Source organism: Bacillus sp. UNC69MF (assembly GCF_000746035.1).
GTDB classification, from domain to species: Bacteria; Bacillota; Bacilli; order Bacillales; family Bacillaceae; genus Bacillus; species Bacillus velezensis.
Map to the genome: position 1 here is coordinate 21,225 of NZ_JQKM01000007.1, position 20,135 is coordinate 41,359.

The window sequence follows — 20,135 nt, forward strand, 5'->3', positions numbered from 1 at the left end:
AGGAGGGATGAGTTTTTCAGTTAAAAAACGGGTAAAAAAGTTTGAAAATAAAAAAAATAATTTTCCTCTTTACAAATGGGGTACAACCTGTATATAATAACTTTTGTCAGCTCGACGCGGACATAACGGCCCGTTGGTCAAGCGGTTAAGACACCGCCCTTTCACGGCGGTAACACGGGTTCGAATCCCGTACGGGTCATATGGAGGATTAGCTCAGCTGGGAGAGCATCTGCCTTACAAGCAGAGGGTCGGCGGTTCGAGCCCGTCATCCTCCACCATATTTGCCGGCCTAGCTCAATTGGTAGAGCAACTGACTTGTAATCAGTAGGTTGGGGGTTCAAGTCCTCTGGCCGGCACTGTTTTTCAAAAAAATACGGAGGGGTAGCGAAGTGGCTAAACGCGGCGGACTGTAAATCCGCTCCCTCAGGGTTCGGCAGTTCGAATCTGCCCCCCTCCACCATTTTTGGGCTATAGCCAAGCGGTAAGGCAACGGACTTTGACTCCGTCATGCGTTGGTTCGAATCCAGCTAGCCCAGTCTTAGACACCTTTTGCATAAAGGTGTCTTTTTTTTATCAGCATTTTGTTTCGATTTCTGATTGTTCATCAGATATACTATTTTTAAGCTGCTGTTAAGGCAGTATATTCTGTATTTTCCATCTACACCCTGCCTGAAATTTGGTAAAATAAATGTATAAAAAAAATGAAACCTTTTAAAACAATCAACGTATAGATACAGACCGGTGAAGGGCAGAGGTAAGATAAAACATGGAAAACCTGATTAAAAAAAGAATCAAGCAAGTCAAAAAAGGCGATCAAAATGCGTTTGCAGAAATCGTTGACCTTTATAAAGATAAGATTTACCAGCTTTGCTACCGCATGCTCGGCAATGTTCACGAAGCGGAAGATATTGCGCAGGAAGCTTTTATCAGAGCGTATGTCAATATCGACAGTTTCGATATCAACAGAAAGTTTTCGACGTGGCTTTACAGAATTGCGACCAACCTGACCATTGACCGCATCCGCAAGAAAAAGCCTGATTACTATCTGGACGCAGAAGTAGCGGGAGCAGAAGGGCTGACGATGTATTCGCAGATCGCCGCGGACGGGGTTCTCCCTGAAGACGCCGTATTGTCATTGGAGCTGTCGGACACAATTCAGAAAAAGATTTTAAAGCTGCCTGACAAGTACAGAACGGTTATTGTATTAAAGTATATTGACGAACTCTCTTTAATTGAAATCGGGGAGATTCTGAATATCCCTGTCGGCACCGTCAAGACAAGGATACACAGAGGCAGAGAGGCTCTTAGAAAACAATTGAGGGATCTTTAAGTGGGGTGATGAAATGAGCTGTCCTGAACAGATCGTGCAGCTTATGCATAAGCATCTTGATGGAGATATCCTTCCTGAAGATGAAAACGTATTAAAACAACATTTGCAGTCATGCGGGAATTGCAAACGGCATTTTCATGAAATGGAGAAATCCATAGCACTCGTCCGAAGCACATCGCATGTCACAGCCCCTGCTGATTTTACTGCCAAAGTTATGGCGAATCTTCCAAAAGAGAAAAAACGCGCTTCTGTAAAACGATGGATCAAAACTCATCCGATGATTGCAGCCGCAGCGGTTTTTGTGATTTTAATGGGCGGCGGTTTTTTCAACAGCTGGCATAATGACCACAATTTCAGTGTGTCCAAACAGCCGAACCTTGTCGTGCAGAATCACACGGTCACCGTCCCTGAAGGCGAGACCGTAAAGGGCGATGTCACAGTAAAAAACGGCAAGCTGTTCATTGAAGGAAAAGTCGACGGCAATGTGACCGTCGTCAACGGAGAAAAATACATGGCCTCAGCCGGACAAGTCACCGGGCAGATTGAAGAGATTAACCAATTGTTTGACTGGGTCTGGTACGAACTGAAATCGGCGGGCCAGGGCGTCGTAAGCGCTTTGGACCCGAGTGAAGATGAGTAAAGCGTATAATCGCTTTACTCTTTTTTTTGTGCATCGCCGCGCTGGCTCATTTCACTTGAGAAATCAAAATGTGGTATAATGAGCACGCTATATGATGTACATATTGCTCATGCAGCACAATTCATAACAGAAAAACGAAATGACTGAATTCTTGGAGGACGAGGAAATGGCTTTTGAGGACATCCCATTTTTGCAATACCTCGGCAATGCCGTTGATATTCTCCTTGTTTGGTATGTGATATATAAATTAATCATGGTCATACGCGGGACGAAGGCGGTTCAGCTTTTAAAAGGAATCGTCGTCATCGTATTGGTCCGGATGGCCAGTTCATATTTGGGACTCAGCACGCTTCAGTGGCTGATGGACCAAGCGATAACATGGGGATTTTTAGCGATCATCATTATATTCCAGCCTGAGCTGAGACGGGCGCTTGAACAGCTCGGACGGGGCCGGTTCTTTTCCAGGAGCGGAACCCCCGTGGAGGAAGCGCAGCATAAGACAATTGAAGCGATTACAAAATCGATCAGCTACATGGCGAAACGCCGCATCGGCGCACTCATCGCCATTGAGCGCGATACGGGAATGGGCGATTATATTGAGACGGGCATCCCGCTTAATGCGCAGGTCAGCTCGGAGCTTTTGATTAATATCTTCATCCCGAATACACCGCTGCATGATGGAGCGGTCATTATGAAAAATAACGAGATTGCGGCGGCTGCCTGTTATCTGCCGCTTTCTGAAAGCCCGTTTATTTCAAAGGAGCTGGGGACGCGTCACAGAGCGGCTGTCGGCATCAGTGAAGTGACGGACAGCTTAACCATTATTGTATCTGAAGAGACGGGCGCCATCAGTGTGGCCAAAAACGGAGACCTTCACAGAGAATTGACGGAAGAAGCACTGAAAGAAATGCTTGAAGCCGAGTTTAAGAAGAACGCCAGAGATACTTCTTCTAACCGCTGGTACTGGAGGGGCAAGAAAAATGGATAAATTCTTAAACAACCGCTGGGCTGTAAAGATCATTGCATTGCTCTTTGCGCTGCTGCTTTACGTTGCGGTTAACAACAACCAGGCGCCGACTCCGAAAAAGCCGGGGGAATCCTTTTTTCCGACATCAACGACTGACGAGGCTACGCTTACTGATATTCCTGTAAAAGCATACTATGATGAAGCGAACTATGTCGTCACCGGCGTGCCCCAGACCGTAAATGTCACGATTAAAGGCTCGACAAGCGCGGTGAAAAAGGCGAGACAGACGAAGAATTTTGAGATATACGCCGATATGAATAAGCTGAAGACCGGGACTCATAAGGTCGAATTGAAGGCGAAAAACGTATCGGACGGACTGACGATCTCCATTAACCCGTCAGTCACGACGGTTACGATTCAGGAAAAAACGGCTGAGAGTTTTCCCGTGGAAGTTGAATACTACAATAAAAGCAAAATGAAAAAGGGATATACCCCTCAGCAGCCGATTATCAGCCCGAAAAACGTGCAGATTACAGGTTCGAAAAATGTGATTGATAACATTTCACTTGTCAAAGCATCCGTGAACCTAGAAAATGCAAATGAGACCATTGAAAAGGAAGTGAAGGTGACCGTCTATGACAAAGACGGCAACGCACTTCCTGTTGATGTTGAACCGTCAGTCATTAAAGTGACGGTTCCCGTAGCCAGTCCGAGCAAAAAGCTTCCTTTCAAAATCGAAAGGAAGGGAAGTCTTCCGGACGGGGTGAGCGTTGCGAGCATTGACTCGAATCCGAGTGAGGTGACGGTTTACGGCCCGCAGGATGTGCTGGATTCACTTGAATTTATTGACGGCGTATCTCTTGATTTAGGCAAAATTGATAAAGATACCGATATCAATGCCGATATCCCGCTTCCTAAGGGTGTCACCAAGGTATCACCGGAAAAAATCACGCTTCATGTTAAAGTGGACAGTGAAGACAAAAAGGATTTTGACAATGTCGGAATCAAGACGGTCGGACTGGGAGGCTCACAGCAGATTGAGTTTCTCGATCCTGAATCGCAGGCGATAAATATTACGGCCAAAGGCTCTCCCGCCAACATTAAGGCGCTGAAAAAGTCGGACATTGAACTGTATGCCAATGTCTCAGACCTGGATGACGGAGAGCACTCTGTAAAGCTTGAAGTAAACGGCCCGCAAAACGTCACATGGTCCCTGTCAAAAGACACGGTTAAGATCAAGCTGACTTCTAAGAAAAACACAAGTTCAAATAAAAATAACGGCGGCTCCGCTGATTCCGGCAATAAGAACGGCACAAGCGGAGACGCAGACAAAGACAAGAACAAGAACCGGGAAGACGACACTGACAGCGATCAGAATAAAAGTCAAAACCAGGATCAAAATCAAGACCAGGATGAAGACGGATCAAGCGCTGATTCTTCTTCAACAGAATGAAAAAGGAGCGATACAAAATGGGCAAGTATTTTGGAACAGATGGTGTAAGAGGTGTTGCCAACAGCGAGCTTACGCCAGAGCTGGCCTTTAAAGTTGGGCGTTTTGGCGGTTATGTCCTGACCAAAGATAAGCAGCGCCCGAAAGTGCTGATCGGCCGTGATACACGTATCTCCGGACATATGCTGGAGGGAGCCCTTGTCGCCGGACTTTTATCGATCGGAGCTGAAGTGATGCGCCTCGGCGTTATTTCTACGCCGGGGGTATCCTATTTAACGAAAGCCATGGATGCTGAGGCGGGCGTCATGATCTCCGCTTCTCACAACCCCGTACAGGATAACGGAATTAAATTTTTCGGAGGGGACGGCTTTAAGCTTTCTGATGAGCAGGAGGCCGAGATTGAACGTCTCATGGATGAACCGGAAGATAAGCTGCCGAGACCGACAGGCGCGGACCTCGGGCTTGTAAACGATTATTTTGAAGGCGTTCAAAAGTATCTGCAATTTTTAAAGCAGACGGCGGACGAAGATTTCACAGGCATTCATGTAGCGCTTGACTGCGCCCATGGTGCGACATCATCCATTGCGACGCACCTTTTTGCCGATCTCGATGCTGACGTATCTACAATGGGGACGTCTCCGAACGGATTAAACATTAATGATGGCGTCGGGTCTACACACCCGGAAGCGCTGAGTGCTTTCGTCAAAGAAAAAAACGCCGATATCGGCCTTGCGTTTGACGGAGACGGCGACCGCCTCATTGCTGTTGATGAAAAAGGAAACATCGTCGACGGTGATCAGATTATGTACATATGCGCGAAGTATTTGAAATCAGAGGGCCGTCTGAAGGATGATACCGTCGTATCGACTGTGATGAGCAACCTCGGTTTTTACAAAGCGCTTGAAAAAGAAGAAATCAAAAGCGTTCAAACGGCAGTCGGCGACCGCTATGTCGTAGAAGCGATGAAAAAAGACGGCTATAATGTCGGCGGCGAGCAGTCAGGGCACCTTATTTTCCTTGATTACAACACTACCGGCGACGGTCTTTTGTCCGCGATCATGCTTGTGAATACGCTGAAGGCGTCCGGCAAAACTCTTTCAGAACTTGCGGATGAAATGAAAAAATTCCCGCAGCTCTTAGTGAACGTGAAAGTGACGGATAAATATAAGGTAGAAGAAAACGCTAAGGTGAAGGCCGTTATTTCTGAAGTGGAAAAAGAAATGAACGGAGACGGCCGGATTTTAGTGCGCCCATCAGGCACCGAACCGCTCGTCCGCGTGATGGCCGAAGCGAGAACAAAAGAGCTTTGTGACGAATATGTCACAAAAATCGTGGATGTCGTGCGGACAGAAATGGGAGCGGAGTAGCGAAGTTTATAAGCAGAGAGCGAACAAGACAAGTGCGATCAGCATAATATGATAGTAAACATGATGCCGGGGCGGCAAAAAATAATTGACCGTCCTTGGCACATGCTGTAAAATCAAGCTTGTTCAGCCTTTGTTTTTCACTTGCAGGAAAGGCGGGATTGTTTGCATCTTTTATAATTACAGCGCCCGAACTAAGCGCCCGAAAAACGGCTTAGTTGACGAGGATGGAGGTTATCGAATTTTCGGCGGATGCCTCCCGGCTGATTCATTTAGATCACAGCCGTAAGGATTTCTTCAAACCGGAGGGGCGACTCTCCGAACAAAGAGAAATCACATGATCTTCCAAAAAAACATGTGGGAGGGGACGATTGAAAGTCCCCTTGTAATTTGACTTTCTTCGTCTCCTTTTGCACCTTTAGGAGGAAGAAAAAATGTGTGGAATTGTAGGTTATATCGGTCAGCTTGATGCGAAAGAGATTTTGTTAAAAGGATTAGAGAAGCTTGAGTACCGCGGTTATGACTCTGCCGGTATCGCTGTGGCGAATGAGCAGGGCGTGCATGTGTACAAAGAAAAAGGCCGCATCGCCGACCTTCGTGAAGTGGTGGATCACACGGTTGAATCTCAAGCGGGAATCGGCCATACACGTTGGGCGACTCACGGCGAACCAAGCTTCCTGAACGCTCACCCGCATCAAAGCGCACTCGGCCGCTTTACACTTGTTCACAACGGTGTGATCGAGAACTATGTTCAGCTGAAGCGCGAATATCTTGAAAACGTTGAACTGAAAAGCGACACGGACACTGAAGTAGTCGTTCAAATGATCGAGCAATTTGTGGCGGGAGGACTTAGCACAGAAGAAGCGTTCCGCAAAACACTGACTCTGTTAAAAGGCTCTTACGCAATTGCATTATTTGACGGTGAAAACACAGACACCATTTACGTTGCAAAAAACAAAAGCCCTCTGTTAATCGGCCTTGGAGATACGTTTAACGTCGTGGCATCTGACGCGATGGCTATGCTTCAAGTAACGAATGAATACGTTGAGCTTTTGGACAAAGAAATGGTGATCGTGACAAAAGACGAAGCCGTGATTAAAAACCTTGACGGTGAAGTCATGACACGTGCGTCTTATATCGCTGAGCTTGACGCCAGTGATATCGAAAAAGGCACATACCCTCACTACATGTTAAAAGAAACGGATGAGCAGCCGCTTGTTATGCGCAAAATCATCCAAACGTATCAGGACGAAAACGGCAGACTGGCCGTGGCCGGCGATGTCGCTGACGCCGTGGCGGAAGCGGACCGCATTTATATCGTGGCTTGCGGAACGAGCTACCATGCCGGTCTTGTCGGGAAACAATATATTGAAATGTGGGCAAACGTACCGGTTGAAGTGCATGTAGCGAGTGAATTCTCTTACAACATGCCGCTTCTGTCTAAGAAGCCGCTCTTTATCTTCCTTTCTCAAAGCGGAGAAACAGCGGACAGCCGCGCCGTGCTTGTTCAAGTCAAAGCGCTGGGTCACAAAGCGCTGACAATCACAAACGTTCCGGGATCAACGCTTTCCCGTGAAGCGGATTACACATTGCTTCTGCACGCAGGCCCTGAGATCGCGGTTGCATCAACAAAAGCGTATACGGCTCAGATTGCCGTGCTTGCGATCGTTGCGTCCGTTGCAGCAGAACGCAACGGCGTTGATATCGGTTTTGATTTAGTCAAAGAATTAGGTATCGCGGCAAACGCCATGGAAGCCCTCTGCGACCAGAAGGACGAAATGGAAATGATCGCGCGTGAGTACCTGACTGTTTCAAGAAACGCTTTCTTCATCGGCCGCGGCCTTGACTACTTCGTGTGTGTCGAAGGCGCCCTGAAGCTGAAAGAGATTTCTTACATCCAGGCGGAAGGCTTCGCCGGCGGCGAGCTGAAGCACGGAACAATCGCTCTGATTGAAGAAGGAACACCGGTCTTTGCACTGGCGACACAAGAACACGTCAACCTGAGCATCCGCGGAAACGTGAAGGAAGTCGCAGCCCGCGGCGCCAACACTTGCATCATCTCGCTGAAAGGCTTAGAAGACGCAGACGACAGATTCATCCTGCCGGAAGTCAACCCTGCGCTTGCTCCGCTGGTATCTGTTGTGCCATTGCAGCTGATCGCTTACTACGCTGCACTGCACCGCGGCTGTGACGTTGATAAACCGCGCAACCTTGCGAAGAGTGTGACTGTGGAATAATATATTTAACCCCTTTGGTTATTAGCCAGAGGGGTTTTTATGTCCATAAGAAAAACAATATTTTCCAATGAAATAAAAAGTGCTTCTGTTTCAGCATTAGCGGAATATCAATGAAGATCAAGGGTCTCGATATCTATGTTGAAAAGTAAGAAAAAATTGCATCTGTAGCATATATAGTGCTGACAGATAATTCAAGACTGGAAAAATTGGGGTATTAAGGATAAAACCTAAATCAATTGAACTTGGAGATGATCTATGTACTGAAACTTAATCATTGTTTTTGATAAAAAAATAGGATAATAGTAGAAACAATTCAAGTCAAGGTATTCGAAATGCTAATACTGTGATATGAGTAGCAGTAAAGTTAGTAATTTGAAGGATTACGAGTAAAAGTGCAGGGATTATATACCGATTGTCACATCCGATGAAGCTTTGATAAAGGATTTAGAAGATAACTTTTAAGTTGTGAAATAAAACTTAAAAGTGAAAAGTTATCAAATAGACATCAAGATAAGTTTTGGATAATTAATTTTAAGATTGTAATATATGATTCCTATACTTGAACGAAAAATGAAGTGGGCAACTGTACGTAACCAAAGTTGTGTGCGGAAGTTAGCAGACGAGTTTATAAAGTTAATTTATACAGCTAATTCTTTGAAATAAAGGGTAATAGTATTAATTTGCGGTAGGTGAGGTAATGAACTTAGTTAGCGAAAAATTATTAAATATTCTTGAGGATGAAATAAAAAAATTCAATAAAGAGTTAAATAAAGATGTTAAATTAGTTGACTTTGAACACCTAGAGGCTGATTTAAAATCAATTAACGATGAGATTGATAAAGAAAAGGTTTTTTTTAGTGAAGAGTTATCTTTGATAGATGTAGGAATGAAGTGTATAGGAACCTTAATTTTTTGGATTGGTGAACATGACCACTTTATTGCTGGTAACTGGACAAAAGAAGAATATGAAAGAATAAATCAAACATTTCAGGGTTTACTTACACAATTAACGAATGGACTGATAGGAATATCAAAACTAATAGAAAGGGGTTTAGACTATCAAGCAAGGGTACTCTTTAGAAATTTAGCTGAGATGTCATGGTTAACATTAGTCTTAATATATGATGAAGAGTGGTTACGGATGTATATTCAAGACGACAAATATGAAAAATATTTTAGACCATACAAAATTAGGAATAAATTGAATGAAATTGAAAATGCTACAGAGCTACCTCAGTCAATTAAAGATGAATTGAATAAAAATAGAAAACAAATATATAAATTCTATTCAGAAATATTACATAACACTTATCCATATCCGATTTTAGGAGCAATGGTTAAAAGAATAAATGGCGAGGAGAATTTAGCATTAAGCTTATTTGGTAAAATCACTAGATATTCAAGTAGAACTATACATGAGGTGAACACATGTATATATTTGTTTATATTAATGTTTTACAGAGCTTTAGGTACATTGCATAAGTTAAAAGTTGAAGGTGAAAATGATGAGTATTTTGCTAGTAAATCCATAATTCTGATGAATACCTTTATAAAAGGATATCAGTCATCATTGTCTAAATCAGAGAAAGCTGATTAAATGTGAATAAAATTAATATCAACTAGTACGGTTTTTTTGAAATGAAAAATCATGAGTCACTATTGTAATCACTTATGAGTCTATACTTTTGTTTAATAAAGTCCAAATTAATAAATAAACCTCGTTTTAATTCAAAAAGGACAGCCGCCCGCCCAATGGGCGGCTGTTCTTCTAATTAAAACTGCGTTGTCACATCGTACTTATAATCAATCTTCAATTTTACATTTTTCATAGTCGATTTAGCTGTTGCAAGTGTGTTGTATTTAAAATTCCAGATGCTTGCCGCTGAGAGGTTATCATCCAGTGTAATACCGTAATTCCCTTGAGTGGAGCTGTTTGCAAGTGCACGGTGCCACACTTTATTTTCTTCCGACATGATGTAGTGGCTTGTATTTCCTTGGCTTGGTGTTTGGGTTGCGGTGGTGTTGATTCTTTTCACTGTGGCGTCTCTTGGAATGCTTGTCTGTTTGGTTAAGTCGAGTCTAAGAACAGTTGAATCTGATCCATTCGGACTGAGGCTTGTGTTCCCTTTATTTTCAGCTGTACCGCTGAATGAGAAGGTCTCACTGCCGGATTTGATTCGGTCGTAAATAGAGAGTGTAAAGTACATATCGTCAGTGTAGGAGCCGCGGGACACTTTCACGTAGAACGTCTCGTTATTTTCTTTCGCATCTGTATTTGCATAGATAAAAGGTAGCGCCGTATCAGGATTTATCACTTCTGTGCCTTTACTGATCAGTACTTTATTTTTATTATAAATTTCAATGTCCATTCCCTTGTATTCACTTCTTGTTGAACTCCTGACATAAAGTCTTTCTCCCTTATTTGCCGTGAAAGTGAAATACGAATCCTTTTCCCCTTTTGGCAATATGGCTGTATCAATATTTTTATATTTCCAGTAGCCTACTGGATTGGCAGTTTCAAATGAGTGATTTCCTGTAATAGCGCTTATTTGTGATGAGTTCTTTTGAGACGCAGAGGCTGAGGCTGAAGGTGCAAACAATACGTCTGATAATAAGATTGCACTGACAAATAGTATAGATATATACTTTTTCGTGGAAAATTCCTCCTTTTTGACTACATCATACATAAAAACCCTCATGATGTAAACATTTGTTATTTTAGGTTAAAATCAACTGGGAAACAGCCGATACAAACACTAGAACATCATCTCAAGCGGAGGTTAAAAACATGCGCCTAAACGCTCGTTATATAAAAAATCAAGTAATGGCTCAGCAAGTGCTTCAGCGGTATTCTTCCAAAACAAATGTGAAAGATGCGGCAAAAGGGCCGGACAGCTTATTGATTCAGGCAGGCGGGACCCGCGATCTGAGCCAGGTGAATTATTCAAGGAGCGGTGTCACTGAGAAAGGGAGCAGCCTGTCCCGTTTATATCAATCTGCAAATCAGAAAACGATTACGGATAATGGATATGAGACGGTAATAGACGCTAATAATCCGTATGAGTCTGAGAGTGATATTGCGAGCAAGATTCTTGATGAGAAATACAGCCGTATCAATGAAATCAATAAACGAAAACCAGATCCTTTGCATTATATTAAGGACAAATACCAGCGTGCCGATTCACCTTATTTCAGAAGTGATTTATCAGAATCGGAGCGTCAGGCCGCTTATCATAATGAAACGGAATGGCTGTTTAAGGGGAAAGCCCAAAGCTATGATTTCCGTGATGCGGCGTTTCGGGGTGAAACGCTCAACGGAGAGATTCAAGTCGAAAATGAAAGGGTGTTTCAGCGGGCGCAGGTGAATCAGCAGATAGATATGCTTTTTCATCGGAATCATATTCAGATTCCGGAGGGTGCGAATCTTACATTTACGATATCACCGATTGATTATCTGTTAAAAGTGAGCGGGACTGACGATAAAGATCTCACTCAGCAGATTGAAGCCGTCTTAAACTCCGGGGAAAACAGCAAAGAGCTGTTTGCGCACATCATTCGCAGCCGGAGTGATGACTCCTCGCAGTTTACGCCGGAAACATATGAGAAATATCAAGTCGTTCGGGAAATGTATGAGGTGACCGGCTATCATCTGAAAGACTTGCAGATCGTGGACGGAAAGTACGTCACAGAAGACGGACGCGACCTTTTAGACGTCTATAAGGAAGCGCTGCAGCAAGATCCTTTGTTGAGACATACGGCGGCAGAAGCGGCCGCCCATTACGGACAGGGGCTCACGAAGCTTGCGAGAACGGGTTATGATGCAATTCCTGATTTGGTTCTGTCCATTGAGTATAAAAACGGATCTCTGCGTGATGTCGGCCAAAGCAGGCAATACGGATCTGGGGATACAGATTGGCTTTCTGAATGGAAACGGGAGCTGGGTGTGCGTATATAAAATGAGAAAAAAGCTGACGAATGATGCCGTCAGCTTTTCTTTATGCGTTTACTTAAAACTCCTCATACTCCGCCGGGTCTTGGCCGTTTATGCGTCCGTCGGGGCGGGTAAGCGAGTCGATAATGCTCATGTCGTTTTCATCAAGGGAGAAATCAAAAACGGAGATGTTTTCAAGCTGGCGCTCGGGCGATGCTGATTTTGGAATCGGGATGGCGCCCAGCTGGATATGCCAGCGTAAAATGACTTGAGAAATGGTTTTGCCGTATTTGTCCGCAATCCGTCCGAGTTTTTGATCGTTCAATACTTCGCCGGCGCGGGATAACGGACTCCATGATTCTGTCACGATGCCCTGTTCTTCGTGCCATTGGCGCTGCTGCTGCTGATTAAAAGCGGGATGCAGTTCAATTTGGTTGATGCCTGGCTTTACGCCGGTTTCACGTTCGAGCCGTTCGATATGCTCAGGCAGGAAATTGCAGACGCCGATGGATCGGATCAGGCCCCATTCTTTTGCATCAATCAGTGCCTGCCATGCTTCCGTGTAGCGGTCTTGTTTCGGATTCGGCCAATGGACGAGATACAGGTCATAGTAGTCCAGACCGGCGCGGTATAAAGATTCTTGGATGGTTTGTACAGCTTTGTCATAGTCATGGTAGCGCCCGGGCAGCTTGGACGTCACGTATAGCTGTTCTCTCGGAACAGAGCTTCTCTTGATGGCTTCTCCGACCGATCCTTCATTTTCATAGTTATAAGCGGTGTCAATCAGACGGTAGCCGATATCAATGGCGCTGGTAATGGCATGAACGCCGTTGTTTCCGTTAAGAGCGTATGTACCGAAGCCGATCGCGGGAATGCTTGTCCCATCCAGCAGTTTCTTTTGCGGAATTGCTCCAGTCATCATTAAATCCCTCCTTGTTTTCTACTTTACCATTATTTTTTCAAATGAAACTTAATAATGGAAGGAAATGAGATGATCCGCACATGAAAAAAGCTGACGGAGAACCGCCAGCTTTAAATTTGAAACATCCATGCTACGACGGGGCCGAAGACCGACCCTAACACGGCGCAGAGCGTCATGGAAACAGAGCTCATGGAGACCGTTAATTCTCCGTACTCCATTGCTTTTGAGGTGCCGAGCGCATGGGAAGCGCTCCCGAATGCAATTCCTTTCCCGAGTGAGCTGCGAATGCGGATCCACTTGAGAAGCAGCGGTCCTAAGATAACGCCGGAAAACCCTGCGATCATGACGAACACGACTGTCATGGAAGGGACACCGCCAATACCGGACGCAATCTGTATGGCGACAGGCGTCGTAATTGATTTTGGGATAATTGACAAAATCAAACTCCGGCTGATGCCGAACAGCTCTGCAAATAGCAGGCCGCTGACCATTCCGGAGAATAAACCGGCCAACACGCCGCCGATGATCGGAAACATATACTTGATTAACACCCGGCGCTGCTTATAAAGCGGGTATGCCAACGCCACTACGGCGGGGCCGAGCAGTGAATTGATCCATTGTCCGCCGATCATATAGTCTTTATACGAAATATGAAAAACAAGCAGCACGGCGATAATGAAAATCGTAGTCGTCAAAACCGGTATGAGAAAGGGATATGGAAAGCGCACATATATTTTCACCATAGCCAGATAGGCGGCGGCCGTGAACAAAATTATAAGGATTGCGATACATGCTTGCTGCACTTCTTTTTCTCCTTTCTCTGATTGGCTTTGTGCTCTAACAGCTGGCTGGCGTACCCTGCGGCGATCATTGTGACGATGGTGCTCAGCACGATGATTAGAAACAGAGCAGCCCCGCTGGCGGAAAACAGTGACGGGTAATTGATGACGCCCGTCATGGCCGGAATGAATAACAGCGGAAGAAAAGACAGCAAAAATCCGGCTCCGTCTTCAATCATTTTGACGGGAATGATCTTAACCGATAAACATATGATCAGCAGGATCAAACCGATGATACTTCCGGGAATGGGCAGGTGAAAGCACTGCTGAACGGCTCCCCCGATAAAGGAAAATGCGAATAAAATAATGATTTGCAAGATGATGCGTATGACTTTCACGACAATGCTGTTCTTTGGAGAAGAGCAGCTTCCCCCTTTCTTGTTGCTTCGATATGTTTCTTTACTTTTTGTGCATATATTTGTACTATACAAATATATGTATGCAAAATCTTTCTATATGTTTTCTGAGTAAATGTGCATATGTTTGTATTATACAACTAATATTGCTGTTGTCAATTGTAAGGAGTGAGGCTGTTGTCAAAACAAGATCCGATTGAATTAATTGAATATGAGCTCACCACTTTTATCAGGAGAGCTGTTTATCTTGATAACTCCGACCGTAAAATCGGACATCTGGAAAGGGCTGCGTATTTGTTATTACGGCAGCTGGATGAATTCGGACCGGCGCGTGTAAAGGAATTAGCCGAATCTTTTAAGCTGGATATTTCCACATTGTCACGCCAGGCCGCGGCCTTGGAGTCGAAAGAGCTGATCCAGCGTTTTTCCGATCCTTCTGACGGGCGGGTCAGTCTGTTTGCGATTACGAAGCTTGGCAAACAGAGGTTAAAAGCTGATAAAAAGATGCGTCTTGATCGATACCGACATATGCTTGACGATTGGTCAGGCGATGAAAAAGAAAAGTTCGGCCGGCTTTTGCTGCGGCTGAATGAGGCATTTATCGATTAATGCATGATTTTTGCCGGTTAAGCAGGATTATGGCGTATACAAGGGAGAATGGAAGAGAGTAAGACTTTACGCCATTCTGCTTAGCAAAAATAATATTGAATAGGGGGCGGAACATGTTTCTCCAGGGACATCCTGTTTCTCGGAGGCTGCGGCATTTATTATCTCAATATTCATAATTCATTAAAAATGAAAGCGCTTTATTTTTAGTCTATTGGTTTAGGGTGTAAGGTGTTTACCTGAAAAAAACAATTGTATTTTCCACGAAAATTTATTATGATGGAATAAGGAAATTGGAGATTATATAACAATAGAAAGATAGAATATTTCTAATATTGCGGGAAATGAAGAGTGAGTTAGGTTCAACAGGTGCACCTTCTGCTTCATTATTTCACATATATCAGAGCTGTTAAGAGGAGGAAGCGAAGTGGCAAACAAAGAATTAAAGAGAGGCTTAGGCGCGCGTCATATACAGATGATTGCGCTGGGCGGCACGATCGGTGTCGGTTTATTCATGGGGTCATCCAGCACGATCGGATGGACCGGGCCGTCTGTCCTGCTGGCTTATGCGATCTCGGGTATCTTTATCTTTTTTATCATGCGTGCGATGGGCGAAATGCTCTATGTAGAGCCGAGTACAGGGTCGTTTGCGACATTCGGCCATAAGTATATACATCCGTTAGCCGGCTATATGACGGCGTGGAGCAACTGGTTTCAATGGGTGATCGTCGGGATGTCTGAAATTATCGCCGTCGGTTCGTATATGAAATATTGGTTTCCTGATCTGCCGGCATGGATTCCCGGCATTATCGCCATGGCCATTCTCGGTGCGGCGAATTTAATTTCGGTAAAATCTTTCGGTGAGTTTGAATTTTGGTTTGCCATGATCAAAATCGTCACCATTATTCTGATGATTGTGGCCGGAATCGGGATTATTTTCTTCGGTTTCGGTAACGGAGGGCATGCAATCGGATTATCTAATTTATGGTCGCACGGCGGTTTCTTTACGAATGGTTTTTCAGGATTTTTCTTTGCCTTGTCTTTGGTCGTTGCGGCCTATCAAGGGGTCGAACTGATCGGGATTACGGCAGGGGAAGCGAAGGACCCGCAAAAAACGCTGCGAAGCGCGATTCAGAGTATTATTTGGCGGATTTTAATTTTCTACATCGGTGCGATTTTCGTAATCGTTACCGTATATCCGTGGAATGAGCTTCACTCACTCGGCAGTCCGTTTGTTTCGACATTTGCGAAAGTCGGGATTACGGCGGCGGCCGGTTTGATTAACTTTGTTGTGATTACCGCTGCGATGTCCGGATGCAACAGCGGGATATTCAGTGCGGGACGCATGCTTTATACATTGGGCGTGAATGGACAGGCCCCGAAATTCTTTAAGAAAGTTTCTTCGAGCGGTGTGCCGATATTCGGTACGTTTGCCGTATTAATCGGACTTGTGATCGGTGTCGTGCTGAACTACATCGCGCCTCCGAAAATTTTTGTCTATGTGTACAGCGCGAGTGTGCTGCCGGGAATGATTCCGTGGTTCGTCATTTTAATCAGCCATCTCGGTTTCAGAAGAGCGAAGGGCGCTGAGCTTGATAAGCATCCATTTAAAATGCCTTTTGCGCCGTTTACAAACTATTTGACGATCGCTTTCTTACTCATGGTATTGATCGGCATGTGGTTTAACAAAGATACGCGGATTTCTTTGGTTGTCGGGGTGATTTTCCTGGCGATTGTGACGGTCAGCTATTATGCGTTCGGTATCGGCAAGCGCATGCCTGGTGAAAAATCGAAAATAGAAGACGCTGTATAATTCAAAAAGACACTCTCTTACAGGGGTGTCTTTTTCGGCTTGTCCGCGAGTGGTATACTGGTTAAAAAAAGCAGAACCGGGGGAAACATCGATGAGTCATTACCGTACGTTATTATTTGATATAGACAATACGCTGCTGGATTTTACCGCTTCAGAAACCGATGCTCTTCAAAAATTGTTTCAAGGTTCAAAGCTGGAGCTGACGGCAGAGGTGGAAGCCCGTTATAAAGCGTTAAATCAAGGGCTGTGGAAGGCGTTTGAAGAGGGGGAAATGACCCGCGATGAAGTGGTCAATACACGGTTTGCCCTTTTGTTTAAAGAATACGGCCTCGAAGCCGACGGCGTGCTGATGAATCAGGCGTACCGCCAATACTTAGAAGAAGGGCACCAGATGATAGACGGAGCTTATGAGCTGATTGAACGGCTGAGTCCTTTATTTGATTTATACATCGTGACGAACGGCGTCTCAAGATCACAATATAAGCGGCTGGGCGACTCCGGTCTGTATCCGTTCTTTAAAGATGTGTTTGTATCTGAGGACACGGGTTTTCAAAAGCCGATGAAGGAATACTTTGATTACGTGTTTGCGAGAATTCCCGGTTTTTCTGCCGAGGGCGGACTTATTATCGGCGATTCACTGAGCGCGGACATAAAAGGCGGTCAGATGGCGGGAATTGATACGTGCTGGTTTAATCCCGGAAAGAAAGCAAATGAGTCCGGAATCATCCCGACGTACGAGATTCATTCGCTTGATGAGCTGTATGATGTGCTGAACGTGGAGCGGAAAGCCGCCGCTCATTTGTAAGGAGAATTCGATGAAGATTGCACATACGAAGTTACTGATCAGGGGTTTTGCATTACTATCAATCTTTCATGCGATTCTTCAGCTTCCTCCCGGCCGGGGGGAGCTGAAGGTTTTTTTGTCTGTGCTCGTGATGATGCTGACGGCTAATGACTGCCTGCGGCCGCTATATATGAAGAGAAGGCCGGCTGTATATCAAGGCTCTTTTCTCCTGAGCAACGCTATCGCGGGAGTACTTTTGTACAATGTCTATAGTGTGGGGGCACAGGCCGTAATGGTGCTTTTATTGGCGGAGGTGCTTATTACTGATAAGGAGATTTCGGCTGTTTTGTTAACGATGAATGCCGCCGCATTTGCCGCAGCTTTATACGCCGGCGGAGCGGGTGTCAGTGATATCGTGCCGCCATACTTCATCATGTTTGCGGTGATTTATTTATATCGGAAAAACCTGCAGGAGAAGTCGAAGGTTGAATTGCTGAACCGAGAGCTGAAGATCGCTAATGACACACTGAAGGAATATTCAGACCGGATTGAGGAACTGGCCGTTACGAAAGAAAGAACTAGAATTGCGCAGGAGCTGCATGATTCTCTCGGTCATTATCTGGCTGCTCTGAAAATGAATTTGGAATTTGCCGGGAAGACAGCCGGGCATCAGCCGGACAAAGTGAAGCAGATCATTCATAAGGCGCATGATCTTACGAAAGAATCCATTTTAAAGCTTCGCCAGGCCGTTATGCTGCTGCAGGGCTCTTTGCCGGGGCGGGGATTTGAGCAAGAGCTCCGTGACATTTTCAGCCATTTTCAAGAGGCGGGAGGCATACGCTTCGAGCTGGAGATGGACGCGGCCATAGAAGCGGAACAGCCGGATGTGAAGCATTGTCTTTATCAATCCGTTCAGGAAACGATTACGAATGCGATAAAACATGGACATGCTTCATATGTTTCTGTCCGGATTCAAAAAAACCGAAACATGATATTGGCGCATATTCATAATAACGGCTCAGCCTGCGGAACGATCATAAAATCAAATGGTCTGAAAGGAATTGAGAAAAGAGCGGCCGCACTTGGCGGAGAGGCTGTTTTCTCTTCCGGGAAGGAAACGGGTTTTGACGTGAAAATAAGGATTCCATGCAAGGAGGAATAATCAAGTGAATGTCATGATTGCAGACGACCAGTCCATTGTGAGAGAGGGGCTGAAAATGATTCTGAGTCTTCATGAAGGAATTCAAATATCGGGAGAGGCTTCTTGCGGCGAAGAGGTTCTCCGACTGCTTTCTCAAACCGAAACCGATGTGATTTTGATGGATATCAGAATGCCCGGTATGGACGGAATCGAAACGACAAAAGCGGTAAAAGCGCGATATCCGTCCGTAAAAGTCATCATTCTGACAACGTTTGAAGATGATCACTATATTTTTGCCGGGCTGAAAAGCGGAGCCGACGGCTATCTCTTGAAGGATGCTGATTCAGATGAAATTACCGCCTCCCTTCAAGCCGTTTATGAAGGGAAGATGATGCTGAATACCAAAATCACGGTTTCCGTCGTAAAAGCGCTGAACAATATGGAGATCCCTGCGGTGCAGAAAGAGCCGCGGTCAAAGCTGAAGGAGATTCTCACGCCGAGAGAGCTTGATGTGGCGAAACACATTATGGAAGGCAAAAGCAATAAACGCATTGCCGCAGACTTATTTCTGACTGAAGGCACTGTGAAAAACTATGTATCCAGAATCCTCGATAAACTTGAAGTGTCAAACAGAACCGAGCTTACCTTATATTTGCAAAAACTGCTATAACCCCGCTTCACCCTCCTCTCTCCCTTTTTATCACTAAACATATGACGAAAGTAATACCCATATCGAGTACGAAAGTGAATAGAAAACAAGGATCGCCAAGAGTAGAATAAGTGCAGATATGACACAAGGAGTGCTGCACGAATGCTCGAATTAACGGATTTGACAAAGAAGTACGGCGATTTTACCGCTGTCAATCATATATCACTGCGCGTCGAAAAAGGAGAGATATTCGGTCTCCTGGGACCAAACGGCGCCGGTAAATCAACAACGGTGTCGATGATCAGCACCGTGCTCCCGCCGACGGGCGGAACAATCTGCATTGACGGAACCTCATTACAGGAGCAGCCTGCGGCCATAAAAAAAGTGATGGGAGTCGTCCCGCAGGAAATCGCTTTATATCAAGCGTTAAGCGCAAAGGATAATTTGGCTTTTTTCGGGAGTCTGTACGGACTTTCCGGTAAGGAACTTTGGAAACGGGTTGATGAAGTGCTGGACATCATCGAATTAAAGGAACAGCGAAATCAAAAGATATCTGAGTTTTCAGGCGGCATGAAAAGACGAGTGAATATCGGGGCCGCGCTAATGAATGAACCGAAACTATTCATTTTAGATGAACCGACCGTCGGAATTGATCCGCAATCCAGACACCACATTCTTGAAACCGTGAAGACGTTAAATCAAGAAAAAGGGATGACCGTCATCTACACGAGTCATTACATGGAAGAGGTCGAATACCTCTGTGAAAAAGCGGCGATCATGGATCACGGCTCAATCATTGCCTGCGGGACGAAAGATGAATTGAAGCAGTCAGCTAAAGCCTCTGATACCCTGATCGTGAATGCAGAGGGGCTGAATGATGATGCCGTTAAAAAAATTCGCCGCATTCCCGGTGTTGCCGAGGCTGCTGTCAGCCAGCAGACCATTACGATGCTCGTCTCTGCGGCAGATCGCAATATCCTTGATATTGCGGATGATATCAGGAAAACCGGTATCACCATTAAAGGCATTCATTTCGAGGAAGCCAATCTGGAAAGCATTTTCCTCCGGCTCACCGGCAAAACGCTGCGGGATTCATAGGGGGCGTC

18 protein-coding genes and 5 tRNA genes are annotated in these 20,135 nt (G+C 45.1%); 19 read left to right on the forward strand and 4 right to left on the reverse strand.

Features of this window, described 5'->3' with window-relative positions; genetic code table 11:
- Nucleotides 1-127: 127 nt before the first annotated feature.
- The 12 genes from BR62_RS0106595 to BR62_RS0106650 all read left to right on the forward strand — a co-directional run bounded on the left by BR62_RS0106595 (nt 128) and on the right by BR62_RS0106650 (nt 9,585).
- Nucleotides 128-199 (forward strand) — tRNA-Glu (locus BR62_RS0106595).
- 3 nt (nt 200-202) lie between these two features.
- A tRNA-Val gene (locus BR62_RS0106600) sits at nt 203-278 on the forward strand.
- A gap of 5 nt (nt 279-283) precedes the next feature.
- Nucleotides 284-356 (forward strand) — tRNA-Thr (locus tag BR62_RS0106605).
- 19 nt (nt 357-375) lie between these two features.
- A tRNA-Tyr gene (locus BR62_RS0106610) sits at nt 376-460 on the forward strand.
- 4 nt (nt 461-464) lie between these two features.
- A tRNA-Gln gene (locus tag BR62_RS0106615) sits at nt 465-536 on the forward strand.
- A gap of 230 nt (nt 537-766) precedes the next feature.
- A complete protein-coding gene (gene sigW, locus BR62_RS0106620; RefSeq protein ID WP_003156766.1) occupies nt 767-1,330 on the forward strand; it encodes an RNA polymerase sigma factor SigW in 564 nt (187 codons plus the stop codon).
- A 13-nt stretch (nt 1,331-1,343) separates the two neighbouring features.
- Nucleotides 1,344-1,970: an anti-sigma-W factor RsiW gene (gene rsiW, locus BR62_RS0106625; protein WP_007408013.1), complete on the forward strand. Its 627-nt coding sequence runs from the start codon at nt 1,344-1,346 to the stop codon at nt 1,968-1,970.
- A 166-nt stretch (nt 1,971-2,136) separates the two neighbouring features.
- A complete protein-coding gene (gene cdaA, locus BR62_RS0106630) occupies nt 2,137-2,958 on the forward strand; it encodes a diadenylate cyclase CdaA (RefSeq protein ID WP_003156763.1) in 822 nt (273 codons plus the stop codon).
- Entirely contained in the window at nt 2,951-4,390 is a 1,440-nt protein-coding gene (locus tag BR62_RS0106635; RefSeq protein ID WP_021495334.1) for a CdaR family protein, read from the forward strand. Before cdaA ends, BR62_RS0106635 begins: the two co-directional genes overlap by 8 nt.
- 17 nt (nt 4,391-4,407) lie before the next feature.
- Entirely contained in the window at nt 4,408-5,754 is a 1,347-nt protein-coding gene (glmM, locus tag BR62_RS0106640) for a phosphoglucosamine mutase (protein ID WP_007408011.1), read from the forward strand.
- 431 nt (nt 5,755-6,185) lie between these two features.
- A complete protein-coding gene (gene glmS / locus BR62_RS0106645) occupies nt 6,186-7,988 on the forward strand; it encodes a glutamine--fructose-6-phosphate transaminase (isomerizing) (RefSeq protein WP_007609074.1) in 1,803 nt (600 codons plus the stop codon).
- Nucleotides 7,989-8,685: 697 nt separating this feature from the next.
- Nucleotides 8,686-9,585: a hypothetical protein gene (locus tag BR62_RS0106650; RefSeq protein ID WP_032870186.1), complete on the forward strand. Its 900-nt coding sequence runs from the start codon at nt 8,686-8,688 to the stop codon at nt 9,583-9,585.
- 175 nt (nt 9,586-9,760) lie between these two features.
- Here the strand turns inward: BR62_RS0106650 and BR62_RS0106655 are convergent, their stop codons facing one another.
- Nucleotides 9,761-10,675 (reverse strand): hypothetical protein, encoded by a 915-nt coding sequence (locus BR62_RS0106655; protein ID WP_050498176.1) that lies wholly within the window; start codon nt 10,673-10,675, stop codon nt 9,761-9,763.
- A gap of 101 nt (nt 10,676-10,776) precedes the next feature.
- Between BR62_RS0106655 and BR62_RS0106660 the strand changes: the two genes are divergently transcribed.
- On the forward strand, nt 10,777-11,943 hold the full coding sequence (locus BR62_RS0106660) for a DUF4885 family protein (protein WP_032870188.1): 1,167 nt from the start codon (nt 10,777-10,779) through the stop codon (nt 11,941-11,943).
- Nucleotides 11,944-11,995: 52 nt separating this feature from the next.
- Here BR62_RS0106660 and BR62_RS0106665 read toward each other — a convergent pair whose 3' ends face one another.
- The 3 genes from BR62_RS0106665 to BR62_RS0106675 form a co-directional block, all read right to left on the reverse strand.
- The gene (locus BR62_RS0106665) at nt 11,996-12,841 is read right to left on the reverse strand and encodes an aldo/keto reductase (RefSeq protein ID WP_081111618.1); all 846 of its coding nucleotides are present in this window, start codon (nt 12,839-12,841) and stop codon (nt 11,996-11,998) included.
- 110 nt (nt 12,842-12,951) lie between these two features.
- The gene (locus tag BR62_RS0106670; RefSeq protein ID WP_032870190.1) at nt 12,952-13,644 is read right to left on the reverse strand and encodes an LrgB family protein; all 693 of its coding nucleotides are present in this window, start codon (nt 13,642-13,644) and stop codon (nt 12,952-12,954) included.
- Nucleotides 13,614-14,018 (reverse strand): CidA/LrgA family holin-like protein, encoded by a 405-nt coding sequence (locus BR62_RS0106675; RefSeq protein ID WP_032870192.1) that lies wholly within the window; start codon nt 14,016-14,018, stop codon nt 13,614-13,616. Before BR62_RS0106675 ends, BR62_RS0106670 begins: the two co-directional genes overlap by 31 nt.
- A 195-nt stretch (nt 14,019-14,213) precedes the next feature.
- On the opposite strand from BR62_RS0106675, the gene BR62_RS0106680 reads away from it, so the two are divergent.
- The 6 genes from BR62_RS0106680 (at nt 14,214) to BR62_RS0106705 (ending at nt 20,127) form a co-directional block, all read left to right on the forward strand.
- Nucleotides 14,214-14,645 carry a MarR family winged helix-turn-helix transcriptional regulator gene (locus BR62_RS0106680; RefSeq protein WP_011996235.1) on the forward strand — a complete coding sequence of 144 codons (432 nt, stop codon included), beginning with the start codon at nt 14,214-14,216 and terminating at the stop codon, nt 14,643-14,645.
- 424 nt (nt 14,646-15,069) lie between these two features.
- The gene (locus BR62_RS0106685; protein ID WP_015416703.1) at nt 15,070-16,455 is read left to right on the forward strand and encodes an amino acid permease; all 1,386 of its coding nucleotides are present in this window, start codon (nt 15,070-15,072) and stop codon (nt 16,453-16,455) included.
- A gap of 91 nt (nt 16,456-16,546) precedes the next feature.
- Entirely contained in the window at nt 16,547-17,260 is a 714-nt protein-coding gene (locus tag BR62_RS0106690) for a YjjG family noncanonical pyrimidine nucleotidase (protein ID WP_007408981.1), read from the forward strand.
- A 10-nt stretch (nt 17,261-17,270) separates the two neighbouring features.
- Nucleotides 17,271-18,401, forward strand: a complete 1,131-nt coding sequence (locus BR62_RS0106695; protein ID WP_032870194.1) for a sensor histidine kinase — start codon at nt 17,271-17,273, stop codon at nt 18,399-18,401.
- Nucleotides 18,402-18,405: 4 nt separating this feature from the next.
- On the forward strand, nt 18,406-19,050 hold the full coding sequence (locus tag BR62_RS0106700) for a response regulator transcription factor (protein WP_032870195.1): 645 nt from the start codon (nt 18,406-18,408) through the stop codon (nt 19,048-19,050).
- Between the two features lie 141 nt (nt 19,051-19,191).
- Nucleotides 19,192-20,127, forward strand: coding sequence for an ABC transporter ATP-binding protein (locus tag BR62_RS0106705; protein ID WP_032870197.1), 936 nt, complete (start codon nt 19,192-19,194; stop codon nt 20,125-20,127).
- Nucleotides 20,128-20,135 lie beyond the last annotated feature (8 nt).

Excerpts from the sequence above, each read along its gene's own strand:
- sigW (WP_003156766.1), top strand. The coding sequence starts at position 767 with ATGGAAAACCTGATTAAAAAAAGAATCAAGCAAGTCAAAAAAGGCGAT.
- rsiW (WP_007408013.1), top strand. The coding sequence starts at position 1,344 with ATGAGCTGTCCTGAACAGATCGTGCAGCTTATGCATAAGCATCTTGAT.
- cdaA (WP_003156763.1), top strand. The coding sequence starts at position 2,137 with ATGGCTTTTGAGGACATCCCATTTTTGCAATACCTCGGCAATGCCGTT.
- BR62_RS0106635 (WP_021495334.1), top strand. The coding sequence starts at position 2,951 with ATGGATAAATTCTTAAACAACCGCTGGGCTGTAAAGATCATTGCATTG.
- glmM (WP_007408011.1), top strand. The coding sequence starts at position 4,408 with ATGGGCAAGTATTTTGGAACAGATGGTGTAAGAGGTGTTGCCAACAGC.
- glmS (WP_007609074.1), top strand. The coding sequence starts at position 6,186 with ATGTGTGGAATTGTAGGTTATATCGGTCAGCTTGATGCGAAAGAGATT.
- BR62_RS0106650 (WP_032870186.1), top strand. The coding sequence starts at position 8,686 with ATGAACTTAGTTAGCGAAAAATTATTAAATATTCTTGAGGATGAAATA.
- BR62_RS0106655 (WP_050498176.1), bottom strand. The coding sequence starts at position 10,675 with ATGTATGATGTAGTCAAAAAGGAGGAATTTTCCACGAAAAAGTATATA.
- BR62_RS0106660 (WP_032870188.1), top strand. The coding sequence starts at position 10,777 with ATGCGCCTAAACGCTCGTTATATAAAAAATCAAGTAATGGCTCAGCAA.
- BR62_RS0106665 (WP_081111618.1), bottom strand. The coding sequence starts at position 12,841 with ATGATGACTGGAGCAATTCCGCAAAAGAAACTGCTGGATGGGACAAGC.
- BR62_RS0106690 (WP_007408981.1), top strand. The coding sequence starts at position 16,547 with ATGAGTCATTACCGTACGTTATTATTTGATATAGACAATACGCTGCTG.
- BR62_RS0106695 (WP_032870194.1), top strand. The coding sequence starts at position 17,271 with ATGAAGATTGCACATACGAAGTTACTGATCAGGGGTTTTGCATTACTA.
- BR62_RS0106705 (WP_032870197.1), top strand. The coding sequence starts at position 19,192 with ATGCTCGAATTAACGGATTTGACAAAGAAGTACGGCGATTTTACCGCT.